The sequence below is a fragment of the Thiocystis violacea genome, from assembly GCF_016583565.1.
GTDB lineage: Bacteria > Pseudomonadota > Gammaproteobacteria > Chromatiales > Chromatiaceae > Thiorhodococcus > Thiorhodococcus violaceus_A.
Window position 1 is genome coordinate 1 of the sequence record NZ_NRRF01000060.1, and the last position, 13,072, is coordinate 13,072.

Consider the following 13,072-nt stretch of genomic DNA (forward strand, 5'->3'; position numbering starts at 1 on the left):
ATTCGGGCTCGGATCGCCAGTTGCTGCGCCGTGGTGTGCTGACGCACCAACGCCTCCAACTGGGTACGTTCTTTGTCGGTGAGGGAAACGGGAATCGGGGTGCAGCGTGGCATCGTGTCATCAACTCATCGGCGAAACTCAAGACAGATGAGTAGGATGCCATCGATCGCCCAGAAACAGTATTAGGACTTTCACTCTAGACCACTAGCCGGTCTCGCCCATGAGTCCGTTGCGCTAGGCGCAGCCTGGAGGCGGGGGAAAATCTTGAATGCGTTGGCATCGCCGAAGCCAACTCCGGATGTGGTATCCGCTCCATGATTCCCGACATCCGCGCCGACGCGTGCCCATCATACGAAGCGATCCGTAAAGGGGTACCGGTCCGTATCGATCTGATAGGGACCCACTAATCGACTCTGCCGATAGAGCTTTTGATAGATGTCCATTGGCATCCCTTGCGCGACAGCCTCCCTAGCCTCTAAGAACCATGGGAGCACACGAATCCGCTCCTCTGGGATTCGACACTCGAACCTCTCTGCGATCAGAGACTCGCGAGACAACATCACCCGAGACACGATCACGATCATCCCGTCCGGAAGGCCGCACGCCAACAGGATAGCGGCCGCGACATGCATTCTTCTCGTTCCATAAACAACAACATGGGACAAGGAATACCGATTTGAGACCCTCACTAGTTCCTTCACGACATCCGTGACAGCGGCAGCGCATCCGCACGAATCTTGATGCACCCCAATCTCCACCATCAAGGCGCGCCCCCTCGCAATCATCGATCCAGACCGGTATACGCCATCGCGCAATGGCCAGTCATGAGGTCGGGCTGGAAGCCACCGAAAAAGAGGTAATGCCGATGTCCGCGTCGTTAGGAATGCGCGCACTATATTCATCTCTACCCCCACAGAGAGACGGCGAGCCTCTCGCGGCCGACCCTACTGCTTCGCCTACCTGACGCGCTCAGACTTAATCCTTCCAGGTTCGTCGTCTCTCCGTCGTCGTACTCCCGGGGTCACAGCGATGTGCAGGCGCCACGAATCAGACCAACAAACCCAGCTCGATAGTGCAACCTTCCCCTTGATCTTTGCCTCCAGATCATTAGAAAAAATCATCCGGCATGGTTGTCATCACCTCAAGGCAATCACCTCAAGGCAATCAATGTTTCCCCGTGATTCTCTCCCTCATCCACCGAATGATCGTCGAAGAAGACAAAGCGATTACGTCCTTGCGCTTTTGCCATGTACAGCGCCTGGTCTGCTTTCGCAATAATGCCATTCACCGTGTCATGCACGCTCGGCACAAACACGGCGCAGCCAATGCTAACGGTAACCTTGATCTCGGTGCTCCCGAACACGAAGCAGGCATCCTCGACGCTCTTGCGGAGACGCTCGCAAAGTTTCTCGGCGTACTCGCGGTCGATATCCATGTAGAAGACAAGGAACTCCTCTCCCCCATACCTGCTGATGGTATCTCCTGTCCGCGTATGTTGCTTGAATACCTTGGCGACCTCTTGAAGTACATAATCGCCACCGTTGTGCCCATAAGTATCATTCACCAGCTTGAAATGATCGATATCGACCATCAAGCAGGCCGCCGAGACCCCTTCCCGTCGTGCTTGATTGATGTCTTCCTGTAACTGGGTTTCCACGTAACGCCGGTTGTGAATGCCGGTCAATGTGTCAATGAGGCTCAACTTCTTGAACTTTTGCTGCAGGTTCTCCGATTGTGTTAGTTTGTCGAGCAGTTCCATCAACTCCTGATTCTTTCGGTTCAGCTCGAGGTTCCTGATATTGAGCTCCTCGTACAGCGTCGAGTTGTGGATCATGTTCACCGCTTGAGTGGCATACATATCAAACAAGCGAGGGTCATGGTCGATGGTTTCCCGCGTTTCCGCAAACAGAATGCCGAGCGACTCGTCTCCAACGATTAACGGGGTTGCTGCCATGTTCCCGTCAATAATCGTCTGTCGATTCTGATCCATCGCTTGTCTGGCCATGCTCCACTGTAGCTCTCGACCTCGATCCACTAAGATCTCGCAGGCTCCAAACTTGCCCAGTCCAAAGTAGACCGGACCATTATTCTGAGGAAGGTAAATAAAACCGTCGTCCGCCTGGATCAACTTCAAATAATGCCTCAGAAGACCTTCCAACAACGCTTCCATCACTAACGGAGGGATGCGGTTTATGTTGCCTACCGCTTTGAGTATCCACAGCAGGCCATTCTGCATCATCTCGAGATTGGTGACCAAGGACTCTTCCCGACGACGTTGATTCCAAGCCGTCACCAGGTGGTAGGCGGTCTGCTCCAACTCACCGGATGAGAACGGCTTATTGAAATAGAGCCAGTCGTCCTGCCGTTCGAATAGATTGCCAAGTTGATGCGTCGACCGGTCAGTATACGCAGTGACGACGGCGCAGAGCATCTGCTTATCCAGCTCACGAATGCGTCGAATGGTTTCTGCCCCGTCAATACCGCCCGGCATCGCCATGTCAAAAAATCCCACCGCGATCTGTCGCGAGGCGGCAAGCTGCTCCCGAACGATCTCAACGGCCTCCTCACCACTCGAGGCGGTAAACACATCGTATGCATAGGGCTGCCTCACCGATGCAGTTGGCTCCGTTTCACCGACCTTTCTTCTCTTGCGGCGCGCCAGCATATTTTGGATGTCACCGTCGCCGCCCTTGTTCGCCGCAAGCGTGTTCACATAGGCCTCGATGATACCGGGCTCGTCATCAACGCAAATGATGGACGTGTTCAACTCCTGCCTCCGGACCGTCATCTTGTTGTTCCCCTAAAAGTGCAGCTGAGCCCAGCTTGGATGTGACGCAAATGCTCGTTATCGAGCGAAGGGTAGCTGGATCAGAAAAGTAGATCCTTGACCGACTTCACTGCTTTCGAGAATCATGTCGCCGCCGTTCTCGCGCACAAATCGGCGACTGATGCCAAGCCCCATTCCCGTGCCTTCCCCTCGGTCCTTGGTCGAGAAATCGAAATTGAAGATCGAGTCCTGATCGTTCTTGGGTATCCCGGTACCGTTGTCCCTCACCCGTATCTCGATCATCTCACCCGAAACACAGGCCACGGTCTCGATGCAGCCCCCACGGTGTCTTTTCTCATCGATGCTCTGCATCGCGTTGCGAAGCAGGTTGGTAAATACCTGAATGAGCTCGTTCTCGTCTGCCAAGATGCTCGGCAGGTTGGGCGCCATGTCCTTCACGATCCGGATATTGCGTTTCGCCAGCGAATCCTGCATGACCTCATAGGCCTCGTCGATCGGATCGATGACGGATATCTCTTCGACGGTCCGATTCTGCCGCACGGCGCCTCGCAGATTGTTGATGATCTTTATCACCCTCTGCAACTGCTTCATAATGAAGCGAAGATCGGCCTCGCGCTCTTGCTGGAACACATCCTGTCTCTCCAGGATGGTGTCGAGCAATTCGAAATCCTCATCGCCGTAAGCAACGCCGTCCTCATTCTTGTTCGCAAGATACTGCGCGAAAGTCGCATTCGCGTGCTCTTCCCGCCAATCACCGATCACCTCGCGGAGATTACCCAACAGAAGCGAGAAGTCCTTCCAGTTATTCGCGTTATGCTCGACCCTGGAAAAGATGCTGGTGATCGGATTCAATACTTCGTGAGCAACCCGCCCAGAGGTTTCACCAACGACCGCGAGACGTTCCGCTTTGAGCAGATTTTCCTGAATCTGCTTCCGCGCTTCGATCTCTGCACCCAACTTCCGATTGGTTTCTGCCAGCTCGGCGGTGCGCTTCTGCACGCGCGACTCGAGACTGCTATTGAGCTCTTCCAACGACTGCTGCGCGCGTTTCCGCTCATCGATATCATAGAGGGATCCGACCCTCCCGCCGGATGTATCCGCTTGAACCGCGAGGAGTAGCCAGACCCATTCTCCATCGCTCTTTCGAAAGCGTAGCTCCACGCCGTCACGGCTCTCCTGCTCCGAAGGTTCTTCGGCGGTGAAGTGCAATGCAGTATCGCGATCTTCTTCAACGACGAAATCGACCAGTCGCCTGTTCAGGGAATCCGGGACGCTGTATCCGAGCAATGCCGTCCAAGCGGGATTCAAAAACAAAAACTTCCCATCGCCGTCACAGCGAAAAACGACCTCGCGTATCCTCTCGACGAGCTCACGATACCGCTGCTCGGAAGCAGAGAGCTCCTCGATCAAACGATACTGAACCTGGGCGTTGAGTTCCTGGGTTTTGAGCGAGCTACTGTGCATCGTCGGAGTCGCCTACGCCGAGTTGCGACAATAGATCGCGGGAATCTGCAACCGTCGCGTAGAGAGGGAAGACATTGTTGCAATAGAAACTCTGCTCAACGCTGGTGCGGCCCGACGTGCAGTCCGAAAGCTGTGTCACTCTGTAGTTTCTTTCGAACGCGGCACGGCCCGTCGAGTCGATACAGATGGAGGTCACTGCGCCCGCCAGGATAAGGTCTTCGATATGGCGCTCTTGCAGAACCTTGTGGAGGTTGGTGTCGGCAAAAGCATTCAAACCGCGTTTACCAGGCACTTCCACGATCCGCGAGCCGAATCTGTGTATCTCCGGGATCGTCTGAGCGCCCATCGTACCCGCTTTGAAGGCACCGGCCTCCTTAATGACCTTCAGTATTCCGACGGGTTGGGTCAGCTCGCTGTAGTCGGGGGTGAAAATAATCGGTGTCGTCACGATCAGAACGTCGGTCTTTTCGAGAACCCTGAGGAGCGCTAGGGTATTCTCAAGCACCTGGTCGACAGATTCCTCTACAACACTATGGAGCACACCGTCGTTCGCAAAGTAATCGTTTTGGTAACCAATGAGGACAAGAGCCGTTGTCTTCGGATTCATTCCTATTTGCTCCAGGTGCGAAAATTTTTTTACAGGTAAGAGGAGAGACAAGTGGGCGTCGTCTCGGTCTGCAGCTCAGTGACGGTATTCGGTGTACCCCTGGAGCGCTGTGCATCCCTGCGACGATCCACGAAGGGATGACTGACGCGTTTGTCTTTCGACAGATAGAGTATTCCTTTAAAGATTAGATCCAGGATGAGATGCCGATTGATATCGTTGACGAAGTATTTCCATTTGGGCTCACCGTGCGCGATGGTCATCAGTGTGCGCAGAATGCTCGAATTGATCACGTAAGTGGTGAAATATTGGTTGTCCGGGACATGAATCTCGATACTCGGATCCGAGTTGTCAATCCGATGATCCCTTCGGACGCGAACTCCATCGACGAGCTGAATGAAATAGCTGTCTCTGTCGGGCTGCGTTAACAGATCGCGCTGTGCAAAATAGGCCAGCGTCTGCTTGAAAATTGGGCGCGTCGGATTGGAGATGGTTCTCCTGAAATAGGATGACTTCGCCGAATCAGGCAGGCAATGAATCAAGATGTAGCCGAAGTTCACAGCACCTATTTCGGCTTCATGAAAATTGTTGATCCAACGATGGAGTTGATCGTTATATTCTTGGAACCGCTGTCCGAATGGTGCGTGACAGTGCGGTACCGCAAACTGGATATCGTCTCGATCGGCGGTTTGTAGAATCAGCGTGTGGGTGGGACCACCCTGCCACCAGGCGTTGATTTTCGTCTCATAGCTGCTCACGTCGACGAGATCCGTGACAATGTGCAGTTTCCCCGTGGGAGCCAAAGCGGATGCGGCGCCCTTGATGATGCGGGCCAATACACTCTCCCCGCGGGCTCCCCCATCGCGAAAGGCCACCGCCATGCTCGGGCTCGGAACGAAAGGTGGGTTGGCGAGGATGACGTCGAATGTCTGGCCCGGCACGGCACCATAGAGGTCACCACGGATAAATCGAACGTTGCGGGCACCGTTCAGTTGCGCGTTGAAGCGCGCGAAGCGGACAGCACGTGGATTGATGTCAACCCCGATGACCTGGCGGGCGTATCGGCTCGCGGTAAGCGCCTGAATCCCACACCCGGTGCAGAGATCCAGCAGCCGGTCACAAGGCTGACGGGGCGCGACATGCGTCAATCCGGCACTATCGAGCCCGACATACATGACCGGGTATTCGCGCAGAAGAGTCTCGCTGCCGATGAGGTAGCGGTGATCGGTCGCAACGTACAGGTCGTTCGTGCAGAAGATCTGCACCTGGGAGGCCCACAGATCCCCATGCGGGGCTAAGACGCCAATTTTGTCGAGGGTATCGAAGCACGCGTCACCCAGGATTGCGCGGATACGCGCCTCCGGGAGGGCGGCCTGAAGTTGGAAGAGGCGGATGAGATCTCCAAGCTCAGTCCGTGGCAGCTTGAAATGATCGTAATAGAAAAGATGCGTTGGCTCGATGTGCTGCAGTGATTCGACCCCCAAGAGGGTACAGATACTCGACTCGGTGTAGTCGGCTTCTTCCAGCAGCGCACGGAATGTCTCAAGAGCCGCGGGCAAGCCGAAATGCTCGTCTTCGAAAGGGGCAAGCGTTTCTCGGAGACCGGCGTCCGCTTCGGAGTACAGCGTGTACAGGTTCCCCGTCCGGGACTGGTTGGCTTCTAGGCTATCGGCCGCAGGTGCTTTCATCGGAATGCCCTTTTACGTGGCGTGGATCGAGTGCGTTTCTCGTCGGTGGATCTCGCGCGGCGATGCGGGAGCCCGCAAAGCAGCAGGTCTACTGCCCTTTGAGCTCGCTTCTGCCGTAATCCGCGCGGCGCCGACGGGTCTTCTCGGTAAAGGCTAAGTCGGTTGGTCATCGACTCGGCGCGGTTAGGAAGAAACAGCAGCCGGCTCAAGCGGGGTCACTTCCGCTTCCGTGATCGCAGAGTCCTGCGGTGAGCACTCACGGTACCAGGCGCTTGGCTTGAGGCCGAATCGGGCAAGCTCGGAGACTGCCCAGCTCATCTTCCTATCCCACTCACGTGTCGTGAACTGTTGCTCGGTCCGCAGTGAGTCGCGCACCGAATCGTCTTCGGCGAGCAGGCTCATGATCAGTTTCACTTGATCAAAGGAATACCTGCCTGGCTTGGTCGTACCCCGAACGTGGGTCAGGATGGACTCTCCGCGCGGATCGAGGAGCAAGACCACTTCTGGCGCGAGCTGAGTTTGAAACGGCCTACCGAAAGGATTGTCAGCGAAGAGGACGCTGGACTCCTTGTAGCGAGCGCCCTGACTGGACAGCCTCTGCAACTCGTCCTCTGACCAAGGGCACCCTTCGACATCATCCCAGAAGAGGGCGCGGTCGAGTCTTCGCATCAAGCTGTGCACGGACGGTTGGCCAGAGGGTAGACCTTGCGGCAATTTGTCCTCACCAAGACCGGCGAGGTGATCGTCATATCTCTTGATCGGCACCCCTGTCTTCTGCAGCCAGAAGTTCTCGATCGACAGGTAGTCGATATCGGTCCGCAAGAAGGTGGCGATGGCTTCCTCCGGGGTTTCGACAATGGGCTGGCCGGCGATATTGAAACTGGTATTGAGCACGACCGGCGGTCCATCCCGTAGTTTGCTCAAGCGATGGCAGATGTCGTAGAAGAAGGGGTTATCTTCTTTGGTGACGGTTTGGACTCGACCGGTGCCGTCGGAATGGGTCACGGCTGGTATTTCCGTTTGAAAATGCGACTTGATCGGAGAGACGATCAGCATGAACGGGCTTGCGACCTTGTGCTCGAAGACCTCCGAGATCCGTTCCTCCGGGATCACCGGGGCGAAGGGTCGAAACGCCTCGCGGAACTTCACGCGGGCATTAAGGACATCCTTCATTCTCGAGAAGACCGGATCGACCATGATCGAGCGCTGACCGAGTGCTCGCGGTCCGTATTCCGATCGACCTTCGAAACGCGCAACGATGTGGCCCTGCACGAGGGTGTCCGCGGTGCGGGAGAGCATGCTCTGCGGTGAAAGCTCCTCGACGGTGATCTCATCACCGAATGTCTCAAGGGCGCGTGCGATCTCCGAAGGTGGGTAACGTCTTCCGAGTGCAGCCGATTTGAGGGGCACCCGATGGCGGGCGCTGTCTTGAGTCGCATGCGCCCAGAGCGCGCATCCAGCTGCGATACCGGCATCACCCGCGGCGGGAAAGACAAAGACATCGTCCAGTTCGAGATCGCGAAGGAGGCGGTAATTCGCGACAGAATTCAAAGCGACCCCGCCCGCCATGCACAGTCGGCGCAGACCCGTTTCGCGGACGGCCTGGGCGACGATGTGAAGCAGTGCCTCTTCGAGTTCACTCTGTACTTTGCATGCCAGATCGACCAGGTACGGACGAAGATAGGCTTTGCCTTCCTGCTTGTCGTAGTGTTTCTCTAGAGCGGCAACCTCGAGGAAGATGTCGTAGGCCGGGATCGCGACGGCCTTTTCGCCCTCTATCAACTTGATCCAGCGATGCCAGTTGTGCTGCCTCCCACCATAGGACGCCAACCCCATGAGCTTCCCGGCCTCGGGGATCGAAATGGCAGAACCGATCTCAGTGACGAAACCGGCCTTGCGCGATATGTACTCGTATAGGAAGCCGAGGGTCGACAGGGATGCGAGATGCGCGGGGATCTTGTGGCTATAGACCTCGGTGATGTCCTCACCATGGGCGGCATACAGGGAATAGGATTCGGTTTGGTGATCCGCGGTGGTGGAACCGCTGGCATCGACGACAAGAATCAAGGCTTCATCGAATCCGGAGGGCCAATAGGCGCTGTAGGCATGGGCCATGTGATGGCTGGGCACGCGAAGCACGCGGTCGGCGAGCTCGGGAGAAAGCTTGCGGCGGAGGATATCGGGACCGTAATCCACTCCCGGCATGTTCGCCGTAATCGTGGCGACGTCGGAGAGACGAATCCCTACCGAATCGAGACAGTAGCGAACCGCTTCGTCGGGGGGTTGAACCTGCGTGAGATCGTGTAGTGACTGGTGCAGGACGCCAACGCTATGTTTGCATCGATCGATGCGCTCTTGATGGATCGCAGCGAGGATCTCACCATCACATACGAGCGCAGCGGCACGATCATGACCGAGGTTGATTCCGAGATGGTAGTTTGACACGTCTGAATTCCTTCGGAGACTGTTCTGTTGAGGCAAATGCCTGCGCACGGTAGCGAGAGAAAGCATGCGATGAACCTTGCGTTTTGCTAAGCTAGTCGTCGATTCATGATCACGAGCGCCTATCCGTTATAGCGTGGGAGCAGAATACAGACGTCCGCAGATAGTGTTTGGGCAGTTCGTCACAAGGCTACTGAAAACAAATGAGTTTTGACGCTGTTCACAGAATTCCCGAAAAAACTAAGAATCGCATCATTCCCAGCATTGCATCGTTTTGCTAATAACGGATAGGAAATGCTCCGGGAGCTGTGGTCTCGAATACCCGAATCCTTGGCCGAACTGACACCCAGCCTTGGCGAGAAAACGAAACTGCTGCTCTGTTTCCACACCTTCTGCAACGACGGTCATGCCGAGTTCGTGCGCCATAGCGATGACGGCGGACGTGACGCGTGTCGCCTGAATATCGTCGGGAACGCATTGAATGAAGGTGCGGTCGATCTTGACGGTGCTGAAAGACAGGCGAGTCAAATAAGACAGTGAGGAGAAGCCAGTGCCGAAATCGTCGAGCGCGATATGAACACCACGATCAGTCAGCTCGCGGAAACTCTTCTCCACGAACGGCAGGCAGTCAAGCAGTACGCTTTCGGTGATCTCAAGAACGAGGTCATCATAGTCGATGCCGGCGTGCATGATAGCGGCGTCGATGATCGCACCGAAGGCCGGATCGGCGAGCTGGATCGGCGAGACGTTGACAGCCATGCGCAGAGATCTGACCGAGCGCCATTGCGCGAGCTGTTGGCATGCCTCATTGAGAACCCAGGTGCCAATGGGGACGATCAGACCGAACTCTTCAGCAAGGGGAATGAATCGGTTTGGAACAATGAGTTCCCCTTTTGTGCTGCGCAAGCGCAATAGTGCTTCGGCGCCGATGGTCTGACGGCTGTCCATGGCGAATAGTGGCTGATAATGAAGTTCGAGACGGCCCTCCTCGATCGCTGCTTCGAGTTCCGCGGCTAGCCAAACGCGCTCGCGCAGCTTCTCGGAGAGGCTGTGGCTGAATAGCTGGTATGGCGCCGCATGAGGTGCCTTGGCCTCGTGCAACGCGATATGGGCCTGCCGCAGCAGCTCTGCGGGATCGGAGCTATCGCTGGGGAAGCGCGCGATACCCAGGTGGGCGCGGGCCTGCACACGCTGCTGCCCCAGTTGATAGACGCCACGGCACTGGTGAATCAAACGCTCGGCGATCACAACGGCTGCCCCGGCTTCGGTAACACCATGTATCAGTACAGCGAGTTCGCCATCGCCGAGCGCGACCAACAGATCGTCATCGCGAAGCACAGCCAAGAGCTTCGCGGAGACCTCGGCCAGCAAGCTCCTGGCCGAGGCGTGCCCGAAGACGGCCTGGATCGTACGGTATTCACTGAGGCTAAGAACGGCGAGCATGCCCGCTGACTTGTCGGTCTGATCTCGGCGCGCAAGGGCTGACGCAAGTGCGGCGGGAATCCTAGGGGCGGTACCGGAATGGATTGGGGCCGGCGTGGCCTCCAGCGTAACGGGGTCGGCCATCTCCTCCTGCGCGGAATCCTTGACTCCGAATGGCATCGGCGGGGCTTCCTGATTGGGTCCATACATAGGGAGTCTCGACGTTTCGATGTTCACCCGGAGGCTCGCGCATAGGGCACCAGGCGGGACTTCGTTATGGTCAGATGACACTCATGGGTCTAAAACGCATCGCTCACTGCACCTCGTTTCGGCCTGCTGTCCGGAGGGGTCCCCGGGGGGCGCATCGACTGCATTAGCCGACGCGCCGCGTGCGCGAATGCATGCGCGCACGGCCATTTCCTATCGGACGCGCCTCCCGCATGGAAAGAGCCGCGGCTCGGGCCTACGGACATGCCGGAACCACGATAGCGAGAATGAAAGCCGCGTCTAACGCCTCCCGTTCGAGTCGAGGAAGGCCGCCTATTTTCAAGCGCTTCGTACTTGGGAGCTGTCCGTCTTCTGCGTCCTGATTCGAGCCTGGTGACGAAGCTCCGCTGCGCGAACGCGAGGATCGGCACCTGGTTCGACCCAATCAAGCGCCGGAAGCCGCCGAAGTCGTGAAGCAGAGCTTCATCGCTGAGCTCACGAAGCTGCAGCGTCGTGAGCAGAAAGGCGGGAAGCAATCGATGGACAGTTCCTTAGAGAAGGAATGGCTCCGGTTCAGCGGCTGCGACTCGCGGGCTGATCGCATGCCCGAATGGCATTCAGTCAGCGCCTTCCTGGAGTGATATTTTTCTTCGCGTTGGCTCAGAAATCTGTGATGGTGTTAGCAGGGCGTGCGCGACAAGCGATGCGGAAGGCGGGAGGCGACGGCCGGTCATCCTAGATCCGACGGTTGGACGGTTGGACGGTTGGACGGTTGGACGGTTGGACGGTTGGACGGTTTCCAGGATGCGTCCAACGCGGTGTCTGGCAAGGCGCAGCGAGGCGTCGTAGGTCTTAAAGCGGGCCAGGACTCCCTGCAGCTGCCGCCGCTAGATGAGGAGTCCCCAATCAGGTCGGCGCCTCCCGGCGCCGGGCCAGCATTCGATGACCCACGCCAAGCAATCGGGTCCTTGCCTGATGCGGCCGCTGCCGCGTGCATGCGAACGCGGCAGCGGATCGGCTGGTGGCGCTCGGCGCGCCGATGCTGAGCGGTCTGCTCGCCCTCAGCCAATTACCGGCCAGATCCGGCCCCAACCACCTCACAGACCGCGCCGCAAAGCCGCTCCAGCTGCGCATCCGTGATGACATAGGGCGGCATCAGATAGATGAGACGACCGAAGGGCCGGACCCAGACGCCCCGTTCGACGAATTGGCGCTGGATCTCGCGCATCCGCACCGGCTGTTCCATCTCGACCACGCCGATCCCGCCGAGCACGCGCACGTCGGCGACGCCTGGAAGTCCGCGACAGGGTGCGAGACCATCCGACATGGTCCGCTCCATCCGCTGGATACTCGCCTGCCAGTCGCCCGCGAGCAGTAGATCGATACTGGCGTTCGCGATGGCGCAGGCCAGGGGATTGCCCATGAAGGTGGGGCCATGCATGAAGACGCCTGGCTCGCCGGAAGAGATGGTGTCGGCGACGCGGCGCGTCGCGAGGGTTGCGGCCAGGGTGAGATAACCGCCCGTCAGCGCCTTGCCGAGCGTCATGATGTCCGGCGCGATGCCGGCGTGCTCGCAGGCGAACAGGCGTCCGGTGCGGCCGAAACCGGTCGCGATCTCGTCGGCGATGAGCAGCACGTCGAAGCGGTCGCAGAGTGCCCTGACCTGGCGCAGATAGTCAGCACTGTAGAAGCGCATCCCGCCCGCGCCCTGGACGATGGGCTCCAGGATGACGGCCGCCAGCTCGCCATGGTGGCGCTCGATCAGCGCGGCGAAGGCGTCGATGTCTTCCGCAGCGCAGGGCTCGCCGAATCGGCTGCTGGGCGCCGGGGCGAAGACCTGCCGAGGCAGGACGCGACTGAACAGATGATGCATCCCTGTCACCGGGTCGCAGACCGACATGGCATTGAAGGTATCGCCGTGATAGCCGGAGCGGATCGTCATGAGGCGATGCTTCTCCGCTCGCCCCAGCGCGAGCCAGAACTGCAGCGCCATCTTGATGGCGACCTCGACCGACACGGAGCCGGAATCGCAGAGGAAGACGTGCTGAAGCGGCTCGGGCGTCAGCTCGACCAGGGACTTGACCAGACGCATCGCCGGCGCGTGGGTCAGACCGCCGAACATGACATGCGCCATGTCGTGGAGTTGATCCCGCGCCGCGCGGTTCAGCAGCGGATGGTTGTAGCCGTGGATGGCGCACCACCAGGAGGCCATGCCGTCGATCAGGACACGCCCGTCCATCAGCTCCAGCTCGCAGCCATGGGCGGCGCACACCGGATAGACTGGGTCCCTGTCGATGGTCGAGGTGTAGGGGTGCCAGGCGTGCGCCTGGTCGATGGAGAGGATCTCGTCGCTGTTCATGCCTTGACTCAGGCCGGGGTGACTCAGCCCGGCCAGAACGCTGGGGAGGTGATCAACTCCGCGTCCCACGGGCAGACGCCTGGGAACGCGGCTTCATC

Annotated in this window: 8 protein-coding genes; 1 reads left to right on the forward strand and 7 read right to left on the reverse strand. The window is 58.0% G+C overall.

The features are described 5' to 3' along the window. Positions 1-1,150: 1,150 nt before the first annotated feature. The 6 genes from CKO23_RS18810 to CKO23_RS18835 all read right to left on the reverse strand — a co-directional run bounded on the left by CKO23_RS18810 (position 1,151) and on the right by CKO23_RS18835 (position 10,588). Entirely contained in the window at positions 1,151-2,767 is a 1,617-nt protein-coding gene (locus tag CKO23_RS18810; RefSeq protein ID WP_200333414.1) for a GGDEF domain-containing response regulator, read from the reverse strand. A 78-nt stretch (positions 2,768-2,845) separates the two neighbouring features. Then, positions 2,846-4,252 carry a two-component system sensor histidine kinase NtrB gene (locus tag CKO23_RS18815; RefSeq protein WP_200333417.1) on the reverse strand — a complete coding sequence of 469 codons (1,407 nt, stop codon included), beginning with the start codon at positions 4,250-4,252 and terminating at the stop codon, positions 2,846-2,848. Continuing rightward, positions 4,242-4,859: a cysteine hydrolase gene (locus CKO23_RS18820; RefSeq protein ID WP_200333419.1), complete on the reverse strand. Its 618-nt coding sequence runs from the start codon at positions 4,857-4,859 to the stop codon at positions 4,242-4,244. The genes CKO23_RS18815 and CKO23_RS18820 overlap by 11 nt, the downstream gene beginning before the upstream one ends. A gap of 29 nt (positions 4,860-4,888) precedes the next feature. Further along, positions 4,889-6,544, reverse strand: coding sequence for a methyltransferase (locus CKO23_RS18825; protein WP_200333421.1), 1,656 nt, complete (start codon positions 6,542-6,544; stop codon positions 4,889-4,891). Between the two features lie 183 nt (positions 6,545-6,727). Beyond that, positions 6,728-8,989, reverse strand: a complete 2,262-nt coding sequence (locus tag CKO23_RS18830) for a carbamoyltransferase C-terminal domain-containing protein (RefSeq protein WP_200333423.1) — start codon at positions 8,987-8,989, stop codon at positions 6,728-6,730. Positions 8,990-9,238: 249 nt separating this feature from the next. Beyond that, the gene (locus CKO23_RS18835; protein WP_207168616.1) at positions 9,239-10,588 is read right to left on the reverse strand and encodes a putative bifunctional diguanylate cyclase/phosphodiesterase; all 1,350 of its coding nucleotides are present in this window, start codon (positions 10,586-10,588) and stop codon (positions 9,239-9,241) included. A 497-nt stretch (positions 10,589-11,085) separates the two neighbouring features. On the opposite strand from CKO23_RS18835, the gene CKO23_RS18840 reads away from it, so the two are divergent. Next, on the forward strand, positions 11,086-11,256 hold the full coding sequence (locus CKO23_RS18840; protein WP_200333427.1) for a hypothetical protein: 171 nt from the start codon (positions 11,086-11,088) through the stop codon (positions 11,254-11,256). A gap of 428 nt (positions 11,257-11,684) precedes the next feature. On the opposite strand, the gene bioA is transcribed toward CKO23_RS18840, so the two are convergent. Further along, positions 11,685-12,974, reverse strand: coding sequence for an adenosylmethionine--8-amino-7-oxononanoate transaminase (gene bioA, locus CKO23_RS18850; RefSeq protein ID WP_200333431.1), 1,290 nt, complete (start codon positions 12,972-12,974; stop codon positions 11,685-11,687). Between the last annotated feature and the right edge of the window lie 98 nt (positions 12,975-13,072).

What these genes read in the sequence shown, in the direction of transcription:
- CKO23_RS18815 (WP_200333417.1), bottom strand. Translation starts at nt 4,252, where the DNA reads ATGCACAGTAGCTCGCTCAAAACCCAGGAACTCAACGCCCAGGTTCAG.
- CKO23_RS18820 (WP_200333419.1), bottom strand. Translation starts at nt 4,859, where the DNA reads ATGAATCCGAAGACAACGGCTCTTGTCCTCATTGGTTACCAAAACGAT.
- CKO23_RS18825 (WP_200333421.1), bottom strand. Translation starts at nt 6,544, where the DNA reads ATGAAAGCACCTGCGGCCGATAGCCTAGAAGCCAACCAGTCCCGGACG.
- CKO23_RS18835 (WP_207168616.1), bottom strand. Translation starts at nt 10,588, where the DNA reads ATGCCATTCGGAGTCAAGGATTCCGCGCAGGAGGAGATGGCCGACCCC.
- bioA (WP_200333431.1), bottom strand. Translation starts at nt 12,974, where the DNA reads ATGAACAGCGACGAGATCCTCTCCATCGACCAGGCGCACGCCTGGCAC.